The sequence below is a fragment of the Brevibacterium paucivorans genome, assembly GCF_016907735.1.
Classification (GTDB): domain Bacteria; phylum Actinomycetota; class Actinomycetes; order Actinomycetales; family Brevibacteriaceae; genus Brevibacterium; species Brevibacterium paucivorans.
This window is the reverse complement of the sequence record NZ_JAFBCP010000001.1, coordinates 1,280,943-1,299,033: the sequence shown is the minus strand read 5'-3', so window position 1 is coordinate 1,299,033 and position 18,091 is coordinate 1,280,943. Positions and strand designations below refer to the sequence as shown.

Genomic DNA, 18,091 nt, shown 5'->3' with positions numbered 1-18,091 from the left:
GGTGGGAGGGCTACTTACCAGTCCAGCGAGGTGCACGCTTTTCAGCGAACGCCTTTGATCCTTCGATTGCGTCGTGCGAGTTGAACACGTCGCGTGTGAGCGGTTCCTGCTTGGCCGATTTTTCGTCGCGCGCCCAGTCAGCGGATTCCACGATGATCTGCTTGGACGTGCGCACCGCCAACGGCCCGTTCGAAGCGATCGTACGTGCCAACTCAAGTGCACCTTCCAACGCCTGACCTGCGGGAACGACCCGATTGATCAGCCCGTGACCGGCCACAAACTCAGTGGGGTAGAGGTCACCGGTCAGCGCCATCTCCATCGCAATCGCCCGGTGCGTGCGTTCCGGAAGCGTATACACGCCACCTGCCGCAGCAACCAGACCGCGCTTCACCTCGGGAAGCCCGAACTTAGCGTTATCCGCGGCCACCACCAGGTCGCACGCCAGCATGGTCTCAAACCCGCCCGCCAACGCGAACCCTTCGACAGCTGCGATGAGCGGCTTGGCTGGGGGCGCCTCGGTCAGCCCGGCAAACCCGCGACCCTCAACGGACGGGGACTCCCCGCGCACGAACGCCTTGAGGTCCATGCCCGAACAGAACGTCCCACCAGCCCCCGTAATCACGGCCACGGCCAGTGCGTCATCGTCGTTGAAGCGGTCAATCGCGGCGGCGACACCCTGGGCCACGTCCTGGTTGACGGCGTTCTTTGCCTCGGGGCGGTTGAGGGTGATGACGAGGACGTTGTCAACGACCTCGGTGAGTACCACCTGGTTTTCTGGGGTGGTTGGGGCGGTGTTCGCAGGGGCGTCCGCCGAGGTGGTCGCTGGGTTAGTTGCCGGGTTGGTTGCCGAGGATTCGTTCTGGGTCATTGGATCTCCTTCGATCGCGGGTTTCGTCCAGCCTATGCGTTGAGCTGCGCCCCGAGCTATTTTTCTGTGCGCTGTCTCACAGAGTGTGCTGGGGTGGGTTTGGTGCCGAGGTGTGGGCCAGTTTGTGTGGTCCCGGCTAGGGTTCGTAGTGATACCGACAGCTTGCTATGCGAATCTCATCATTGATGACCTTGTAAACGAGCCGGTGCTCACCGGTGATCCTGCGTGACCAGTAACCTGACAGGCTGTGCTTGAGGGCTTCAGGCTTACCGATCCCGTCGTTTCCGTTGCGCGCGATGTCGCGAATGAGCTGGTTGATGCGTTTGAGTGTCCGGCGATCTTCTTTCTGCCACCACACATAGTCATCCCATGCGTTTTCATCCCACACTAGGAGTGCCATGGTTAGTCCTCGATGAGGTCATGCCTTGTTCCACCACGCTTTTCAAGCCGTTCGATTGAATCGAGCAGGCGACGGGCGTTGGCTGGTGTTCGAAGTAGGTGTGCGGTTTCGCGCAACGACTCGTACTCGGTGAGAGAAACGATCACGACGGGTTCGTGGCCCGCGCGCGTGATGATCGTTTCTTCGCGGTCGTTTACCACGGCGTCAAGGACTTTTGCGTAGTTTGCGCGGGACTCCGTGTAGCTCATCGTTTTCATGCTGGCGGCTCCTCAAGCAGATAGATGTACAGATAATTGTACAGTAGCTTTTTGGGTGTCGATCGACGCGGAGCCGCATTACTCTACAAACCTCGAACTGGCGTGTAGAGTAAACGCCCCTTTTGTTCGTTTTGTTCACGTTTTTGGCCCAAAATCGGTGCATTACTCTACAACCCTCGGGGCAAAGCGCATTGGGTTGTAGACAAAACCGTCGGGAAACTCACTTGGCCCCAACGAGCCTCGCCGACCTACCGAACCGCACCCACAGTGCGCAGGCACAGATCCGTGTAACGGTCCACAACCTGGGCTGCGCTCAGGTCGCCGTCCGGTTGGAACCACGACGCAACCGAAACACACATGGACACAACGGCTCGTGACGCATCCAGCGGGTACGGTGCAGTGAACACACCAGCCTTGGCCCCGGCCACCACGATGTCGTCGATCTGCTTCTGTTGCCGCAAGCGATTCTTCCGGTGCATCGCTAAACCTTCCGCATCCAAAGACCTGGCTTCTGAAGCGTTGACCAGTGCTTCGTCTTTGCGCACAGTGTGGAACCACAGCATGCAGTTCATGACGTTGGTGAACTGGGCTAGCGGATCGTCGGCCCCGGCCTCTTCGCGCGCAAGCTCGGTGCGCCACCACAGCTCCTCCATGCCCTGCGATAGGAGTGCCTGCAGGATCGCCTGCTTGGACCGCCAGTGGTGATACAGCCCAGGCACGGACAAGTTCGCTTCAGTTGCGATGTTGCGGATCGAGGTGCCGTGATACCCAGCTCGTGCAAAGCACCTAAGTGCCGCCCCCTGCACTGGGGTCCACGGGTTGTCGCTGTAGTCGCGCCACATTGCGCTAGAGCTGGCTTCGTTTGAGCTGGTTTCGTTGTTCATTCATTTCTCGATTAGACGTGTGACCGTGCGGCAAAAGAGGGGCGGTTCCCAAGCGTTTGACTGGCAATCACCGGTTGACAAGGCGTTAACCCCATGGTCAAAGTATAGGTATTTGAAGAACACCGAGCGATCGATCGGTGTAGTGTTTGATCGATCGGTGTAGATGGGGTGGGCGTTTCCGCACCCGCGCCAGGCACAGCAAAACAAGGGAGATTTGCAATGGACAACGCTTCAAACGCTGCAGACACTTCAGGCACCCTGGCCGGCAAGGTCGCGGTCGTCACGGGTGGTAGCCGCGGAATCGGATTGGCGATCGCACAAGAACTGGTCTCACAAGGCGCTCGCGTCATCATCACCGCGCGCGGCCAAGAAAACCTCGACGCAGCAGTGAGCACAATGCCACGTGGCTCAGCCCTGGGAATCGCCGGAAAAGCCCACGACCCCGAACACCGCGCCCACGTTCTCAACACCGCCGCCCAAGAGTTCGGCGGCCTGGACATCCTCATCAACAACGCCGGCATCAACCCGGTCTACGGCAAGCTCGAAGACCTGGACCTGGGCGCCGCCAGCAAAATCTTCGAAGTCAACGTGCTCGCGCAACTGGCGTGGGTGCAGGCAGCACTCAAGCACCCGGACCTGAAGTTTCGCGAACGCAAGGGCTCGGTTGTGAACCTGTCGTCCGTCGCGGGCGAAACACCTCCGCCCGGGATCGGTTTCTACGGCGTCACCAAGGCCGCCGTATCGCACCTGACCCGCACACTTGCCGTGGAACTCGGGCCCGACATCCGCGTCAACGCCGTCGCCCCCGCCGTAGTCAAAACCGACTTCGCAAAAGCCCTGTATGAAGGCAAGGAAGAAGAAGTCGCAAGCGCCTACCCCATGGCCCGCCTGGGCGTCCCCGCCGACATCGCCCAAGCCGTCGCATTCCTCGTCTCCGACAACGCCAGCTGGATCACCGCACAGGTGCTACTGGTCGACGGCGGCCTCACCGCAGCGGGAGGCACAGCATGAGCCACACCACCTCAAACTCGCAGAACACGCCCACGACCAACCAACACGCACCCAAGGCGGACACCCCGGGGAAGTCTGAGGCCACCTCGGCCGAGGTCGTTCCCACCTTTGACGGCGTCCCCACCGGGTCCGCGGCCCCTGTGCTGGTGCTGGACCGGATCGAAGCATTCTTGGACGAGCACGGCCTGGGCGCAGGGCCCGTCGAGTGGGAGCGCGTGGGTGGCGGGCAGTCGAACATCACGTTCGTGTTGTCGCGCGGTGGGGAGAAGTTCGTGTTGCGACGCGGACCTCGGCCGCCACTGCCCAAGGGCACGCACAACATGGTGCGTGAGGCGCGCGTGCAGCAGGCCGTCGCCGCGCAGGGCGTACCGGTGCCAAAGATTTTGGCGGTGGGTGAAGACGAGTCGATCCTGGGCGTGAACTTCTACATCATGGAGTTCCTGGACGGGTTCGTGATCGATTCCTCCGAGCCTGCGAACGTCACCGCGCCTGCGGATCGTGCGCACGTCATGGAGTCTTTTGTGGATTCGCTGGTAAAGCTGCATTCGGTGGACGTGGCGGACCCCGATGTTGCTCGCCTGGGCAAGCCGGAGGGATACCTGGAGCGTCAGGTGGCCACGTTCACGCGCCTGTGGGAGGTCAACTCCAAGCGCGAGGTGCCCGATGTTGTTGAGCTGGGCCGCCGCCTTGCCGCCGACATCCCCACCTCGCAGCGCCACGCAGTTGTTCACGGGGACTACCGGCTGGGCAATGTGATGGTGCGGCCGTCAGGGATGCCGGACGTCATGGCGATTCTGGACTGGGAGATGGCCACGCTGGGTGATCCGCTGGCCGACCTGGGGTACTTCCTGGCGACCTACGCTGAGCCCGGGGCCGGGCAACCTGGCGGCCGAGAGATGACCGTCATGGAGCTGTCGCGCGTGACCACCTCGGAGGGGTATCTGTCCCCAGACCAGGTGGTGGAGCGGTATAGCGCAGGGGTCGCCGAGGTGTCAGGCAGCGCCCCTGACCTGTCTCGGATCGACTGGTATAAGGCGTTGGCGCTGTTCAAGTCGTGTGTGTTCCTCGAGGCGATGTTCACTCGGTGGAAGGCTGGCGAGCGTCCCGGTGATGATTTTGCGCCGAGGTTGGAGCAAGGAGTTCCGCAACTCGCCGCCCGCGGGCTTGGGTGGGTGTAAGGCGACGCTTCTTGTTTTAGTGGGCTGGTTCCGTTTCGTTTAGCTACAGTCGAGTTGGATGTTGAGTCTCGACTGTAGCTAAAAGTGCCCAAAGATGTGGCACAGGTCACACATTTGGGGTGAAAAGGGGGCGTTTAGCTACAGTCCACGAATTGGACTGTAGCTAAACGAGTTCTAGTGCATGGGCTTCGGTGGGTATGAAAACGTGCCACATGCTGGAAGGTCTAAGCGTTACAGGCCTTTGGGATCTACGTCGAGCAAGATGTCCGAGGCGTTTTCCATGACAGCGAGCAGCGTCATCGCGTGGGGGAGTTCATACTCGAAGAAGTACTGCGCTGCCGCCCGCTTCCCTGCGTAGAAAGAGGCGTCGCTTCCAGTGGATGAGGCTCCGTCAATCGTGTTCACCATGTCCAGCCACAGCCACGCAGCAACGATGTGCCCCATCGCCTCCAAGTACAGCGCGGCGTCCTTCAATGCCGCATTGGCACTGTCCCTACCGTGGACCTTGCGCGTCACCTGAACTGCCCGCTCGACCGCGCCGCGCAGTTTGGTAGCCCACGCCTGAGTGTCAGCCGCGGCCGCGGCCCCGGCCCCACCGGCCCCAGCGCCATCAGCCCCACCACCAGCGGCCTCACACGTCTGCGCGATGCGCCTGACCAGCAGATCCAACCCGGCCCCGCCACGCATGGCCACCTTGCGCCCCAACAAGTCGTTGGCCTGAATGCCGTGCGTGCCTTCGTGAATCGGATTGAGCCGATTGTCCCGATACAACTGCTCCACCGGGAAATCGCGCGTGTACCCGTACCCACCATGTACCTGAATGGCCAGGTCAGACGCCTTAACCGCGTACTGCGACGGGAATGACTTAGCGACCGGTGTCAGCACATCAAGCAACAGCGCCGCCGCCTCACGGTCCTCCGCACGCTCCGCCGTCTGCGCCTCATCCTGCAACCGGGAACAGTACATGACCAACGCGACTGACACCTCGGCGTAGGACTTCGACGCCAGCAACATTCGCCGCACATCTGCGTGCTCCACAATGGGCACCATGGGCCCGCCCTGCCCCTTGTCTTGCGGGAGGCGACCCTGGCGCCGCTCGCCCGCGTACCGCACGGCAGTCAGGTGCGAGCGCTGCCCCACTGAGGCCGCCGCGGCGCCCACGAACACTCGCGCCTCGTTCATCATGTGGAACATCAGCGCCAGGCCCTCGCCTTCGCGTCCAATGAGGTATCCCACCGCGCCCGAGGTGGGCTCACCTTGCGCGTTTGCCGGCCTGTGTTTGTCGTCGCCGAACTCCAGGAGCGTGTTCGTGGTTCCGCGGTTACCCATTTTGTGGTTGAGCCCCACCAGGGTGATCGCGTTGCGTTCGCCCAGGTCGCCGTTGTCGTCAGTGATGAATTTGGGTACTGCGAACAGGCTCAAGCCCTTTGGTCCGGGCTGTGCGTTCTCACCTGCGTGGCGGGCCAGCACCAGGGCCACGATGTTTTCCGAGATTTCCTGGTCGCCACCCGAAATCCACATCTTGGTGCCGAACAGTCGATACGTGCCATCCGGTTGCGGTTCGCAACGTGTGGTGAGGTCGCCCAGGGACGAGCCGACTTCTGGTTCGGACAGCGCCATCACGCCAAAGAAGCGGCCCGAGGCCATGTGTGGCACGAACCGGTCAATCAGCTCTTGCGATCCGTGCTGGTAGAGGGTTTGGGCGGCTGCGGTGGTCAGCCCGGCGTAGGCGTAGGTCGAGGCGTTCGCAGCCTGGAACCACATGTACACCGCGCGAGTCACGGTCATGGGCAACTGGAACCCGCCCACCTCTTCATCCATGGCTGCTGACATCAGGTCTGCCGCGGAAAACGCGTCGAGTGCGCTCTTCACGTCGTCGATGAGTTCGACTTTCCCGTCCGCGTTCATGCGCGGTTCGTTCGCGTCGAGCTTCTGGTAGTGCGGTTCGAAGTGCTCCAGCGCGATCTGCTTTGCCACGTCCAGGATTCCGTCGAACGTTTCACGTGAGTGTTCCTTGAACCTTTGGCGTTGGGTGAGCTCATCGACTTTGAGCCATTCGTACAAGAGAAACTGTGCGTCGCGTTCGTTGAAAATGACGGACTTAGACATGTCGCTCCTTTGCGATCGATTGTTAAGTATGGGGTCATCCTACAGTTTTTGGCGGTGGCGCCAGTCGAGACGTCGCAAAGTGAGCAAGACGGCGCTTTATATTGCGTAGTTTCGCTCGCTTTGCGCCGTGTGGGCTTGGCTAGGTTGCCCGGAGCTCTTCACCCGGAAAGCCGTTTAGCTACACTCGAAAAGTTTGACTGTAGCTAAACGACCTCATTACACCCCCATTTAGTGACCTACATCACTCTTTTGGGGGCTTTTAGATACACTCGACGCACAAAATTGAATTGGAGTGTAGCTAAACGACGCTACGCGAATTGATCATAAGACTGGAACGGCCAGATGAGACAAGCGCACGCCGAACTTGCACACACAACAAACCGGCCGTGTGCAACACATGCACACGGCCGGCCAGTGATTAAGGGCTAGTCACCCAAGCCCTTCACACTCAGTGCTTGCCAGGGGTACCCGAAGCGTCAGCGTCCTTGACGTCTTCGAGGTCGGATGCGACCACCTCGGCGTCTTTTTCTTCTTCGTCGCCGTGACCTGCAGGTACTTCCACCTCGGACACGATAGGAGCGGTCGCGGTGGACTCTTCAGCGTCGTGCGAACCCAGCGGGCGAGCGTCGGCTGGACGGTTGCCAGGCAGTGGTTCCGACCATGGGTCGTTAACTGGCTGGAGCTTCTTCCACACGTAGTAACCGATCGCGCCAATGGCACCCAGTGCCAGAACCCACACGACCCAGTTCCAACCGTTGCTCTTCTTGTTGGACTTGGCCAGTTCTTTCGAGGTCTTAGACGCCTGCTTGGACAGGTCCTTAGCGCGCTTAGCCGCAGCCTTCTGAGCCTTCTTGACAGTGTTCTTGTCGCCGGTCACGCGACCCACGAGTTCTTCTACTCCCTTAGGAGCAGATGCGGAAGCCAACAGGCCAGCGACCTGCGACGATGTGTCAGCGAAACGCTTGCTTGCGTCGGAAGCTGCCTTGGTGGAGTAACCAGTTACGCGTTCGCTTGCCTTAGCCGCGCGGTCGCGACCCTGTTCGGACAGTTCCTGCAGGCGAGGGCCAGCCTGGGAACGGACACGGTCGGCAACCTCGTGAAGACGGTCGCTGGTCTGAGTCAGCTTGGGGCCAGCTGCGTCGGTGATGTCGTGAATGAATTCGTTGGCACGTTCCAGGCCTGGGCCGGTGGCCTCAATGGCCTGTGCGGAACCTTCTCGAACAGTCTTACCAATCTGCGATGCCACGTCACTAACCTCTTCCAAGAATGATTTTGCGGTTGTAGTCGACTTCTTAGCTACTTTTTTAGCCGGTGATTTCTTAAACATGGCCCCTCTCAAGCTCGAGAATAAAAACTCGTTGTCTTTATCCTACGTGTTTGAGTGTGCAGTGCCACCTGATCGAGTCATCTGAGACTGAGTCTTTGCTGTGTGCCAACTGCATGCCGTCGGGCGCACCTCGGCCCGGCTGAGTCCAGCTCGGCCCAGGCGAAAACCTCAACCCACCACCCTGAATGAAACTTGACAACGTCACAGGCTGGTCATGACACAATGAAGCCATGAGTATTGCAACGCAGCAGGCGATCCTGCACACCAACAAGGGCGACATCAAACTCAACCTGTTCGGAAACCACGCGCCAAAGACCGTGGCCAACTTCGTTGAACTGGCCGAAGGCACCCGCGAATACAAGGACGACGCGGGCCGCACCAACCCCACCCGTTACTACGACGGCCTGGGCTTCCACCGCATCATCAAGCAGTTCATGATCCAAGGCGGTTGCCCACTGGGTCAGGGAACCGGTGGCCCCGGATACATGTTCGACGACGAAATCCACCCTGAACTTCAGTTCACCAAGCCTGGCCTGCTGGCAATGGCCAACGCTGGAACTCGCGGCGGCAAGGGCACCAACGGTTCACAGTTCTTCATCACCACCGTTGCGACCGAATGGCTCAACGGCAAGCACACCATCTTCGGCGAGGTTGCTGACGAAGAATCCGCCAAGGTCGTCGCTGACATCGAAGCAACCCCCACCGGCGCAATGGACCGCCCACAGGAACCAGTCGTCATCGAGTCGGTTGAAATCATCAAGTAAAACCGACCGTGACCGATCATCCTGATCACAACGAGCCGCCCACCAATGGTGGGCGGTCTTCGTTTTCGCAGAATTCTCCCGAGGTGGGTGCGGCCGGAAGTGGGCGGACACCTCGGGATTGGCCCCAGGTGGGGCAGGCTCAGACTGCCCCGCGCTCGCCCGCTGTGCAGGCGCTTCGGCGCAGCCCGGTCACTGTGACCATTGCCGTGGTCACAGTGACCGTGTGGCTGACCCAGTTCGTTCCCGCGTGGCACGTGCAGGAAAAGCTGGCGTTTGTTCCGCTGTGGGCGTTGGACGAGCCGTGGCGTTTTGTCAGCACCATGCTGGTTCACTCTCAGCCCAGCCCCGCGCACGTGCTGTTCAACATGATGGGGCTTCTGCTGTTTGGGACGTTCTTGGAGCGCACGTTGGGCTCGGTGTTCTTTGCCGTGACGTATGTGTTGTCTGGAGTGGGCGGCTCGGTCATGGTGTGGCTGCTTGCCCTGGCGGGAATCGCGCACCCGTTCGCGTTGTACGTGGGTGCGTCTGGTGCGGTTTTTGGGCTCGTGGGCGTGTTGCTTGTGCCGTCCAAACGGCTGGACCGCAACTGGGGCGGAGTCGTGGGGTTCGTATTGCTGAACGCGCTCATGCTCTTCGTTGAGCCCAACATCGCGTGGGAAGCTCACCTTGGTGGGCTGATCGTGGGGTTTGTTTTGGGTGCGCTGAGGCTGTGGCCACCTGAACACCCCTAGCTGTACTTCCCCGTGAGGTTGTGAACGCGGTCGGCTGGTGAGAGTCCCCCGATGGCGGTGTGGGCTCGGTGGTGATTGTAGTCATGTAAGAACGCTGCGTACGAATCCTCGCGAGCACTCTCACTGGCATACGGTCTCGCGTAGGCCCATTCGTTCATCAGCGTCCGGTTGAACCGCTCGACTTTCCCATTCGTCTGCGGACGGCGAGGCCTCGTCCGCTTGTGCCTGACCCCATCTCCGAGGGCTTGCTGGAAGTCTCCGGACCGGTAACAAGCCCCGTTATCGGTCATGACTGCTTCGATCGCGACACCGATACTGGTGAAGAACCTGTTCGCCCGCTTCCAGAAGCCTGCTGCGGTGTGTTTCTTCTCGTCATTGAGGATCTCGGAGTACACCAGCCGGGAGTAGTCATCGACGGCGTGATGCAGGTACCGATACCCCCGCGACGAAGGCTGCCCGGCACGCGCGGCTTTGCCCCGTGAGGACTGGACCTTCCGGTCCTGGCCCGATCCGCGGCCATGAGCCCGCCAGCCGCCACCGTCAGGGATGCGGCCAAGCTTCTTGATGTCGACGTGGACCAGCTTGCCAGGCTGATCGACCTCATACCGGTGAGGTGCCGGCCGGCGGACCGGCAGGCCGGTGGCCTGATCGATACAGTCCAGCTTCGGCATCCGGTAGCGGGCCAGGACCCGCCCGACGGTCGAGCGTGGCACGCGCAGGTGATAGCCGAGCGAGGCTCGCCGGGTTCCCCGGCATGCGGAGCATCGGGCGGAGTAGGTCGTCGGTGAGGCCGCGGAAATCGCCGGCTGCGGTTCCGAACACCCGGGCCCACGCGCTGCCGTCATCGAACAGGGTCCGGCTGGTCGCGAAGACATCGCGCACCGCCGACGCCCCGCCGTGGTCGAGCGGGTGGGCGTACTGGATCTCCGGCCACTCCCAGGCTAGACCGTGGGCCGCGAGGTCGACGGAGCGGCTGAAGGCGTTGTCGACGGCCAGCGGATGGAAGCCGGAGCACTCATCGTGGAGAAGTCCGGGGAGCGTTGCCTCCGCCGATCGGGCACCCCCGCCCGGTTGCGCAGCGGCCTCGAGCACGGTGACCTCGATGCCGCTGCGGGCAAGGGTGAGAGCGGCGGAGAGTCCGTTCGGACCGCTGCCGACGACGATCGCGGACGTCACTGCGGGCCGTCATTCACAGCTAGACCCCCGAGCCTCCGCAGCACCTGACAGAGCAGGATGGAACTCACACGGTGGTGTCGTCGGTGCGCGAGCGCTTTCCGGTGTCGCGGCGCCAGAAGTAGATGACGACGAGTGCGACGATGATGAGGATGCCGGCACCGAGGAGCTGCCGCCAAAGCTCTTCACCGGCGATGCCGAAGAACATGCTGACGACGGCGATGCCGATGACGATGAGAACGACGATCCATGCTGCGTTCTTCGTGGAGTAGGGACTCTTGGCCATGGTCGAACCTTTCGAGCGAGGGGAGCGGTACATGCCTGCCGGGATCACATGCCCGAACCGGGCGATACCTGCAATTTCCGTCACGGTCAGATTACACCCGGGCTTTGCGGGCAGCACCGCCGCGAGAGTGAACAGTGGGCGAACTCAACCGGGCGGATCGCTTCATCGATCAGCGCCGGCGTCGGTCGACTCGCTCACCAGCCGACGGTAGAGATCGTTCTCGCGCATGAGTGAATCATGATCCCCGAACGCCCCGACCCGGCCGTCCTCGAGGACGATGCTTCGATCGGCGAGGGTGAACGCGGTCGGCTGGTGAGAGTCCCCCGATGGCGGTGTGGGCTCGGTGGTGATTGTAGTCATGTAAGAACGCTGCGTACGAATCCTCGCGAGCACTCTCACTGGCATACGGTCTCGCGTAGGCCCATTCGTTCATCAGCGTCCGGTTGAACCGCTCGACTTTCCCATTCGTCTGCGGACGGCGAGGCCTCGTCCGCTTGTGCCTGACCCCATCTCCGAGGGCTTGCTGGAAGTCTCCGGACCGGTAACAAGCCCCGTTATCGGTCATGACTGCTTCGATCGCGACACCGATACTGGTGAAGAACCTGTTCGCCCGCTTCCAGAAGCCTGCTGCGGTGTGTTTCTTCTCGTCATTGAGGATCTCGGAGTACACCAGCCGGGAGTAGTCATCGACGGCGTGATGCAGGTACCGATACCCCCGCGACGAAGGCTGCCCGGCACGCGCGGCTTTGCCCCGTGAGGACTGGACCTTCCGGTCCTGGCCCGATCCGCGGCCATGAGCCCGCCAGCCGCCACCGTCAGGGATGCGGCCAAGCTTCTTGATGTCGACGTGGACCAGCTTGCCAGGCTGATCGACCTCATACCGGTGAGGTGCCGGCCGGCGGACCGGCAGGCCGGTGGCCTGATCGATACAGTCCAGCTTCGGCATCCGGTAGCGGGCCAGGACCCGCCCGACGGTCGAGCGTGGCACGCGCAGGTGATAGCCGATCCGGTGCGGCCCCCATCGGCGGTTGAACCGCAGCGCGATGATCCGTCGCTCGGTACGTGCGCTGAGCCTGTTCGGGCTGTAGTGCGGACGGCTCGAGCGGTCAGCCAAACCGGTCCCTGCCCGATGCCGGCTCACCCAGCGAGACACCGTTGCCGGGGACACCTGGAAGCGTTCAGCAACGCGTCGCTGGGGCCAGCCGTGATCGACAACAAGACAGACGAGCCGGCGCCTACCCTCGATGGTCATCGGGGCGTTACGGTGTGTCATGGAAGACCTCCGGGTCAGGGTGCGTGTCGTTACCCACCTCGATACCGGGGGTCTTCTCTGACCTCAAATCCCGTTCACAACCTCCCGAGGAACTACACCTAGCTAAGCGTCGTCGGAGTCAAACGGGCTGGCAGGACCAATCATCTGTTCGCCCATGCGCAAGAACACTTGGGTCAACGGCCCAACAAACAACGCGTACAGAATCGTTCCAATAAACAGCCGTCCGCCCATCAGGAACCCCAGCCCCATCACCAAGACCTCGATAACGGAACGTACCAAGAACACCGGCCGCCCCGTGGCGCTGACCAGGCCAGTCATCAGGCCGTCTCGTGGCCCTGGCCCAAAGTTGGGCACAATGTACAACGCCGTGGCAAGCGCATTCACCACGATTCCTGCAACCATGAGCACCACTGCCCACACCAGATTTGGCGCCACCGGAATAACGAGCCCCCACAGGTCAACAAAAATCCCCACCAGCAGGGCGTTTGAAATCGTCCCCAATCCCACGCGCAGGTGCTTGCGGATGGGAATCCACAGCAACATGACCAGCATCGACACCGTGATGGTACAGGTCCCAACACTGACTCCAAGGCGCTTCGCCATGCCCTGGTGCAGAACGTCCCACGGCATGTTTCCCAGATCGGATTGCAGCAACAACCGGCACGACAGCCCGTACAACACCAGCCCGCCGTACAACGCGAACAAGCGCACCCACATCGGTGCGCTTGCTAGCAATCTGAAGTTTTTTCCGGAAGCTCCCACGAGGGGAAGTCTAAACGGTGCTGGTCATCGCCATCTAGTCGACATGCCTAGCCCCACGACCATGATGCCGAACCCGACCAGCAGGTTCCAGTTACCCCACGCCTCGACCGGCCACTTACCGCTCGAAATGTAGAACACGATCAGCCACGCAAGACCCAGCAACAGGATCCCCAGCATGACAGGCAGGAACCAGCGCGGGTTGGGGCGGGTTACCTTGCCGTGGTCGGCAGAGGAGTAGGTGGACGTCTTGCGTCCCGAGGCGCGCTTTGCCGGGTTGCCCGACCGCGAGGTGCGCTTCGCGGAGCCCTTCTTCGCCTCGCCCTTGTCGCCCTTGCTGCCCTTGTCGTCCGTGCTGCCCTTGGCGTTCTTGCCACCCTTGGAGGACGCGGACTTAGAAGTCTTCGAAGCTGAGTCCTTTTTTGCTGAGGTGTCTTTCTTCGCCGAGGTCGTTTTCGACTTCCCGTCAGCCTTTTCCTTGGCGGCCTTGGCACCTACGGCCGTGCTGCCGGCGCCAGTGTCAGCAGAGTCGTCGGCGCCAGAGGCGCCTTTGTCGGAAGCCTCATCAGCGTCGGCCTCAGGCTCAGCGTCAGCGTCTTTCACCTCGGGCGCTTCAGCGTCAGTTGCAGGCTCGACGTCCGTGTCTTCCACCTCGGCGGTCTCTACGTTCTCAGTGTCCTCAGCGATGGAGGAATCGACCGGTTGCTTCGCGGTGTCCTTTGCCTTGGCATCCCGCGAGTTCTGCGTTGCCTTGTTTCGCGAAGTCCTTTGCACTCGGTTGGGCTTAGCCACGATTCTCCTCTTTTCGTTAAGTCCTCAAAGATTGTACTTGGTACGAGTCGAATTACCGCATGTTTACACCGACTTCTAAGAGTAGACCGTAATATATATGGGGAGAAACTCGGTGTGTAGACCTCTGTAGACCATTCGGTGATGAGAACATACTGAGTTCGCGTTTGGTCGTCTAACAGGAAATGCCGGTCCCCGGCATGGTGAGGTGTTCGTGGAACAGCCCAGAACCCGCAGGGAACGTCGCGAAATGGAGCGTGCCCGCGCAGAAGCCGAGCAAGCTCGCCAAGCATCACAACCCGACGCTACAGTCCAGATGCCTGCGCAGAACTCCACACCCTCGCACGATCAAGAAACCCAGGTACACCAGCCAGCCTTTGCGCAGGCAGGCGGCAGTCAGCGGGCGCCCCACGAAAGTCAGCCAACCCCGGAGTCGGACCAGCCAACCGAACAGTTCGCACCGGTGACCTTGCCACAGACCGCCTACCAGGCCCCAGCTGCCTCGCGCCCTTTCATCCGACCCGCCGAACGTAGCGCCACCTCGGGAACCCCCAACAACCAATACGGCGCCCAATCTCAACCTTTCCACGGCGTTCCGCAAGAGGCGCCGCACGCTGGCCCGGCGGGGGCCACCTCGGGCGGGGAATACACAACCCAAACCGTAGTCCAGCCGCGCGTGCAGGACGAACCCCTTCCCACCCGCGCCCAAAAGCGCGCCCAGGACCAGGCGGAAGAGCGCGCGGAAACCCGCGGCCACCACCGCAAGCAGAAGCCCGAACGCCAACCTCTGGGAGTGGTGCGCGGAACCATCCGCACGTTCGGCGAACTGTGCATCACCGCCGGGCTCATCATGATTCTGTTCGTGGTGTGGCAGCTGTGGTGGACCGACATCGAAGCCAACCGCGACAACGAAAACCTGGCATCGACCCTGGTCACCCAGTGGAAAGACAACCCGCGCGACAAACTCCCTAACGACCCAGACACTCCCGTGGTCGCTCAGACGCCTGAAGAAAACAAGGCGTTCGGGATCATGTACGTGCCGCGGTTCGGCGATGACTACTACCGCACCATTGCTGAAGGTGTGCAGCTGGAACCCGTTCTGAACCGCATGGGAATGGGCCACTACCCGTCCACCGCGCGACCCGGTGAAGTGGGCAACTTTGCCATGGCCGGGCACCGAGTGACCTACGGTAAGCCCCTGAACCTCATTGCTGAAATGCGCCCCGGCGACCCCGTGGTGATTCAGACCCAAGAAGGTTTCTACACGTACACCATGCGTAACTTTGAAATCATTCTGCCTGATGCGACCGAGGTGCTCGCCCCCGTTCCCGCCTTCCCTGAGTACAAGGGTAAGGAGCGGCTGATGACGCTGACGGCGTGCAACCCCATGTTCTCGGCGCGTGAGCGGTACGTGATTTACGCTGAGCTCACCGAATGGCGTCCCGCGTCTGAGGGACCTCCTGATGCGATTAAGGACTCCGCAGCATTTAAGAAGGCTGGTGGTCAGTGATGTATGAACTGATTTGGCGGATTCTGCCGGGCAACTGGTTTGTGAAGACTCTGATCTCGCTCATTTTGATCGCCGGGATCGTGTTTGTGCTCATGCAGTACGTGTTCCCGGTGATCGCGCCGTACATGCCGTTTAACGACGCCACGGTTGAAGAGGGCGCGTTCGCTCCGGCGCAGGGGCCGGCGCAGGGGCTGGCGCAGCACCTGACGGGGTTGCTGCGATGACCCACATTTTGGTGATCGATAACTACGACAGTTTCGTGTACACACTGGTGGGCTATGTACAGGAGCTGGGTGCCCAGACCACGGTCATCCGCAACGACCACGTGGATGCCGACCAGCTGGATGACTACCTTCCCCAGTTCGACGGGGTTTTGGTGTCGCCCGGACCGGGCACGCCGGCGGATGCGGGCGTGTGCCCCCAGGTGATCCGTTGGTGTGAGGCGCATTCCCTGCCCATGTTTGGGGTGTGTTTGGGGCACCAGGCTCTGGCCGAGGTGTTCGGCGCCACCGTTGCCCACTCACCTGTTCTGATGCATGGGAAGACGTCGCTTGTTCGGCACAGCGGGGCGGGCATTTTTGCCGGGTGCAGGAACCCATTGACTGCGACCAGGTATCACTCGCTGGCGATTGTCGACAGCACGCTTCCTGCTGATGTTTTCGAAGCGACCGCCCACACCGACGACGGTGTCATCATGGCGATCGAGCACCGCCACGCACCCCTTGCCGGAGTGCAGTTCCACCCCGAGTCTGTGCGCACGGAAGACGGCTACCTCATGGTGGGGAACTTCTTGGCCCGGTGCGGGCATGAAGATGCGCCTGCCAAGGCCTCGGGCAGGTCACCTGTAGCCAGTGCGTCGCTGAACAAGTAGGCGCAAAGCGACCGCCCCAAGACCCTATGGAACTATTTGCCGCACGTCGTTCTCTGAAGGTGCCGGCGGGAAGAACGGCGGGCGTGATGGCTCCGGTGCCTGCGACGGTGACGGCGAAGGAGGCGGTGGTGGCGCCTTGGCGATACGGATCGTCACCGTCGAGTGCTGTTCGGCCGTGGACCCGCCTTGCAGCGACTGCTCGAAGACTTCACCTTCAGCGTGATCGCTGGTTTCGACTTCCTTAACGTCACACTTCAGCTGCGTCTTCTTGTCTTCAAGGGCCTTGCACGCGTCGTCCTTGGTCATGCCAACCACGTCAGGCACTTCGACCTTTCCGCTGGACAGCACCAGGTCCACGGTAGACCCAGCCTTCACGGTCGAGTCCTTCTTAGGCTCGGTACTGAGAACTGTGCCCTTGTCTTCATCGGGTGAGTTCTCTTCAATGTTGGACCCAGCGTTGAGCCCAGCCTTTTCCAGTTCCTGCCTGGCTTGAGCTTCACTCATGCCCTTCAAATCAGGCACCTTAACGTCCTCGGGGCCGGTCGACACCTTTAGAACAACCGTTTCACCTTCGGGCACGTCGGTACCCGGGCCGGGGTCAGTGCTGACAACATTGCCTTCCTTGACCTCGTTGTCGGCAACCTCTTTCTCTTCTGCCACCAGGTTGTTCTCTTGCAGGTACTTCTTCGCTTCAGCTGCTGGCTTGTCGGAAAGGTCAGCCAGGTGAACCGTGACGATCTCCGGCGGTTTGGACGTCTGGTAAATCCAGAACGCCAACCCGGCAAGCACCAAAACAATCATGGCGATTCCGGTCCACATGAGGCCGCGCCTCTTGCGGTCTTGGTCAGGGTTCGGCTGGTCTTCCTTAACGGTCGCCACCGCCGAGGTCATAATCCCTGGCTCTGCCCCCGGCTGGGAACCGTAGTCCGGTTGGTGTTCGGCAGGCGAAGACATCACCCGCGTAGCCGGCTCCTGCGAGTACGGCTGCGACATGACCTGGGTGGTCGCTTCGTCGTCGATGCTCATGGGTCGACCATCGCGCGCACACAGCACGTCCTCACGGAACGTGAACGCGTCCTGGTAGCGCGCGTCCCGGTCCTTCTGCAACGAGTGCATGACCAGACGGTCAATGGCCGGGCTCAGTTTGTGGTTGAGCTCGGAGGGGGCCTTAGGCGTCTCGCCCACGTGCTGGTACGCAACGGCCAGCTGCGAGTCTCCCACGAACGGTGGACGCCCGGTGAGGAGTTCGTACAGCAGGCACGCGGTTGAATACAGGTCAGACCGCGCGTCAACCACTTCACCCTTTGCTTGTTCAGGTGACAGGTACTGCGCTGTACCCACAACCGACTGCGTCTGGGTCAGTGAACTGGTGTCTTCGAGCGCACGCGCGATCCCAAAGTCCATGACTTTGATGTCGCCCTCAGGGGTAAGCATGACGTTGGCGGGCTTGATGTCACGGTGAACAATGCCCTTGCGGTGCGAATAATCGAGCGGAGCCAGAACACCGGCGATCACGTCAAGCGATTCCTGCGTGGTGAGCGGTCCGTGCTGCGTGATGACTTCGCGCAGAGTTTGTCCTTCAACAAACTCCATGACAATAAAGGGAACTTGAACTTCCCCGCCACCACTTTCGGTAAACGTTTCTTCACCGGAGTCGTAGACACCCACAATGCCCGGGTGGTTCAGGCGGGCTGCTGACTGTGCTTCCCGCTTGATGCGTTCGTGGAACGAAGGGTCACGTGCCAGGTCGGAGCGCAGCAGTTTGATCGCGACACGACGTCCCAGCCGGGTGTCCCACCCAGCGTGAACTTCCGCCATGCCTCCGCGGCCGAGTAGCTCTTTGATCTCATATCTACCCGACAAGACGCGCGGTGTGCTCATGCTGACCTCCTAACCAAACT

18 protein-coding genes and 2 pseudogenes are annotated in these 18,091 nt (G+C 61.3%); 7 read left to right on the top strand and 13 right to left on the bottom strand.

Annotation, left to right across the window (positions count from 1 at the left end; genetic code table 11):
- Positions 1-10: 10 nt before the first annotated feature.
- The 4 genes from JOE56_RS06115 to JOE56_RS06100 form a co-directional block, all read right to left on the bottom strand.
- The gene (locus JOE56_RS06115; protein ID WP_239530382.1) at positions 11-868 is read right to left on the bottom strand and encodes a crotonase/enoyl-CoA hydratase family protein; all 858 of its coding nucleotides are present in this window, start codon (positions 866-868) and stop codon (positions 11-13) included.
- Positions 869-1,004: 136 nt separating this feature from the next.
- A complete protein-coding gene (locus tag JOE56_RS06110) occupies positions 1,005-1,268 on the bottom strand; it encodes a Txe/YoeB family addiction module toxin (protein ID WP_204515280.1) in 264 nt (87 codons plus the stop codon).
- A gap of 2 nt (positions 1,269-1,270) precedes the next feature.
- Positions 1,271-1,525, bottom strand: a complete 255-nt coding sequence (locus JOE56_RS06105; RefSeq protein ID WP_204515279.1) for a type II toxin-antitoxin system Phd/YefM family antitoxin — start codon at positions 1,523-1,525, stop codon at positions 1,271-1,273.
- A 248-nt stretch (positions 1,526-1,773) separates the two neighbouring features.
- Complete coding sequence (locus JOE56_RS06100; protein ID WP_204515278.1) at positions 1,774-2,409, bottom strand: TetR/AcrR family transcriptional regulator; 636 nt, start codon at positions 2,407-2,409, stop codon at positions 1,774-1,776.
- 219 nt (positions 2,410-2,628) lie between these two features.
- Between JOE56_RS06100 and JOE56_RS06095 the strand changes: the two genes are divergently transcribed.
- Together JOE56_RS06095 and JOE56_RS06090 are read left to right on the top strand one after the other, a co-directional pair.
- Positions 2,629-3,420, top strand: a complete 792-nt coding sequence (locus JOE56_RS06095; RefSeq protein ID WP_204515277.1) for an SDR family oxidoreductase — start codon at positions 2,629-2,631, stop codon at positions 3,418-3,420.
- Positions 3,417-4,598, top strand: coding sequence for a phosphotransferase family protein (locus JOE56_RS06090; RefSeq protein ID WP_204515276.1), 1,182 nt, complete (start codon positions 3,417-3,419; stop codon positions 4,596-4,598). Before JOE56_RS06095 ends, JOE56_RS06090 begins: the two co-directional genes overlap by 4 nt.
- A 231-nt stretch (positions 4,599-4,829) precedes the next feature.
- On the opposite strand, the gene JOE56_RS06085 is transcribed toward JOE56_RS06090, so the two are convergent.
- A complete protein-coding gene (locus JOE56_RS06085; RefSeq protein ID WP_204515275.1) occupies positions 4,830-6,707 on the bottom strand; it encodes an acyl-CoA dehydrogenase in 1,878 nt (625 codons plus the stop codon).
- Positions 6,708-7,155: 448 nt separating this feature from the next.
- The gene (locus tag JOE56_RS06080; protein ID WP_204515274.1) at positions 7,156-8,034 is read right to left on the bottom strand and encodes a hypothetical protein; all 879 of its coding nucleotides are present in this window, start codon (positions 8,032-8,034) and stop codon (positions 7,156-7,158) included.
- A 230-nt stretch (positions 8,035-8,264) separates the two neighbouring features.
- Here JOE56_RS06080 and JOE56_RS06075 point away from each other — a divergent pair, with 230 nt between their 5' ends.
- Together JOE56_RS06075 and JOE56_RS11605 are read left to right on the top strand one after the other, a co-directional pair.
- Entirely contained in the window at positions 8,265-8,798 is a 534-nt protein-coding gene (locus JOE56_RS06075; protein WP_102239340.1) for a peptidylprolyl isomerase, read from the top strand.
- A gap of 8 nt (positions 8,799-8,806) precedes the next feature.
- Complete coding sequence (locus tag JOE56_RS11605; protein WP_204515273.1) at positions 8,807-9,529, top strand: rhomboid family intramembrane serine protease; 723 nt, start codon at positions 8,807-8,809, stop codon at positions 9,527-9,529.
- Here the strand turns inward: JOE56_RS11605 and JOE56_RS06065 are convergent.
- The 6 genes and pseudogenes from JOE56_RS06065 to JOE56_RS11600 all read right to left on the bottom strand — a co-directional run.
- A pseudogene (locus tag JOE56_RS06065) lies at positions 9,526-10,296 on the bottom strand (IS481 family transposase); the annotation flags it as partial. The gene JOE56_RS11605 and the pseudogene JOE56_RS06065 overlap by 4 nt on opposite strands.
- A gap of 187 nt (positions 10,297-10,483) precedes the next feature.
- Positions 10,484-10,705, bottom strand: a pseudogene (locus JOE56_RS11265) (FAD-dependent oxidoreductase); the annotation flags it as partial.
- Positions 10,706-10,769: 64 nt separating this feature from the next.
- Positions 10,770-11,072, bottom strand: a complete 303-nt coding sequence (locus JOE56_RS06055) for a hypothetical protein (protein ID WP_204515272.1) — start codon at positions 11,070-11,072, stop codon at positions 10,770-10,772.
- Between the two features lie 151 nt (positions 11,073-11,223).
- Positions 11,224-12,261, bottom strand: a complete 1,038-nt coding sequence (locus tag JOE56_RS06050; RefSeq protein ID WP_204515271.1) for an IS481 family transposase — start codon at positions 12,259-12,261, stop codon at positions 11,224-11,226.
- Positions 12,262-12,363: 102 nt separating this feature from the next.
- Positions 12,364-12,978, bottom strand: coding sequence for a membrane protein YczE (yczE, locus tag JOE56_RS06045; RefSeq protein ID WP_204515270.1), 615 nt, complete (start codon positions 12,976-12,978; stop codon positions 12,364-12,366).
- Positions 12,979-13,047: 69 nt separating this feature from the next.
- A complete protein-coding gene (locus tag JOE56_RS11600) occupies positions 13,048-13,812 on the bottom strand; it encodes a cell division protein CrgA (protein WP_338028632.1) in 765 nt (254 codons plus the stop codon).
- Between the two features lie 211 nt (positions 13,813-14,023).
- Between JOE56_RS11600 and JOE56_RS06035 the strand changes: the two genes are divergently transcribed.
- The 3 genes from JOE56_RS06035 to JOE56_RS06025 are packed head-to-tail and all read left to right on the top strand — an operon-like array spanning position 14,024 to position 16,190.
- Entirely contained in the window at positions 14,024-15,319 is a 1,296-nt protein-coding gene (locus JOE56_RS06035; protein ID WP_338028631.1) for a class E sortase, read from the top strand.
- Positions 15,319-15,543, top strand: a complete 225-nt coding sequence (locus tag JOE56_RS06030) for a hypothetical protein (protein ID WP_204515269.1) — start codon at positions 15,319-15,321, stop codon at positions 15,541-15,543. Before JOE56_RS06035 ends, JOE56_RS06030 begins: the two co-directional genes overlap by 1 nt.
- Positions 15,540-16,190, top strand: coding sequence for an anthranilate synthase component II (locus JOE56_RS06025; RefSeq protein ID WP_204515268.1), 651 nt, complete (start codon positions 15,540-15,542; stop codon positions 16,188-16,190). Before JOE56_RS06030 ends, JOE56_RS06025 begins: the two co-directional genes overlap by 4 nt.
- Positions 16,191-16,214: 24 nt before the next feature.
- Here JOE56_RS06025 and pknB read toward each other — a convergent pair whose 3' ends face one another.
- A complete protein-coding gene (gene pknB, locus JOE56_RS06020) occupies positions 16,215-18,071 on the bottom strand; it encodes a Stk1 family PASTA domain-containing Ser/Thr kinase (protein WP_204515267.1) in 1,857 nt (618 codons plus the stop codon).
- Positions 18,072-18,091 lie beyond the last annotated feature (20 nt).

Excerpts from the sequence above, each read along its gene's own strand:
- JOE56_RS06090 (WP_204515276.1), top strand. The coding sequence starts at position 3,417 with ATGAGCCACACCACCTCAAACTCGCAGAACACGCCCACGACCAACCAA.
- JOE56_RS06095 (WP_204515277.1), top strand. The coding sequence starts at position 2,629 with ATGGACAACGCTTCAAACGCTGCAGACACTTCAGGCACCCTGGCCGGC.
- pknB (WP_204515267.1), bottom strand. The coding sequence starts at position 18,071 with ATGAGCACACCGCGCGTCTTGTCGGGTAGATATGAGATCAAAGAGCTA.
- JOE56_RS06080 (WP_204515274.1), bottom strand. The coding sequence starts at position 8,034 with ATGTTTAAGAAATCACCGGCTAAAAAAGTAGCTAAGAAGTCGACTACA.
- JOE56_RS06075 (WP_102239340.1), top strand. The coding sequence starts at position 8,265 with ATGAGTATTGCAACGCAGCAGGCGATCCTGCACACCAACAAGGGCGAC.
- JOE56_RS06030 (WP_204515269.1), top strand. The coding sequence starts at position 15,319 with ATGTATGAACTGATTTGGCGGATTCTGCCGGGCAACTGGTTTGTGAAG.
- JOE56_RS06100 (WP_204515278.1), bottom strand. The coding sequence starts at position 2,409 with ATGAACAACGAAACCAGCTCAAACGAAGCCAGCTCTAGCGCAATGTGG.
- JOE56_RS06105 (WP_204515279.1), bottom strand. The coding sequence starts at position 1,525 with ATGAAAACGATGAGCTACACGGAGTCCCGCGCAAACTACGCAAAAGTC.
- JOE56_RS06110 (WP_204515280.1), bottom strand. The coding sequence starts at position 1,268 with ATGGCACTCCTAGTGTGGGATGAAAACGCATGGGATGACTATGTGTGG.
- JOE56_RS06085 (WP_204515275.1), bottom strand. The coding sequence starts at position 6,707 with ATGTCTAAGTCCGTCATTTTCAACGAACGCGACGCACAGTTTCTCTTG.
- JOE56_RS06115 (WP_239530382.1), bottom strand. The coding sequence starts at position 868 with ATGACCCAGAACGAATCCTCGGCAACCAACCCGGCAACTAACCCAGCG.
- JOE56_RS06050 (WP_204515271.1), bottom strand. The coding sequence starts at position 12,261 with ATGACACACCGTAACGCCCCGATGACCATCGAGGGTAGGCGCCGGCTC.
- yczE (WP_204515270.1), bottom strand. The coding sequence starts at position 12,978 with ATGTGGGTGCGCTTGTTCGCGTTGTACGGCGGGCTGGTGTTGTACGGG.
- JOE56_RS06025 (WP_204515268.1), top strand. The coding sequence starts at position 15,540 with ATGACCCACATTTTGGTGATCGATAACTACGACAGTTTCGTGTACACA.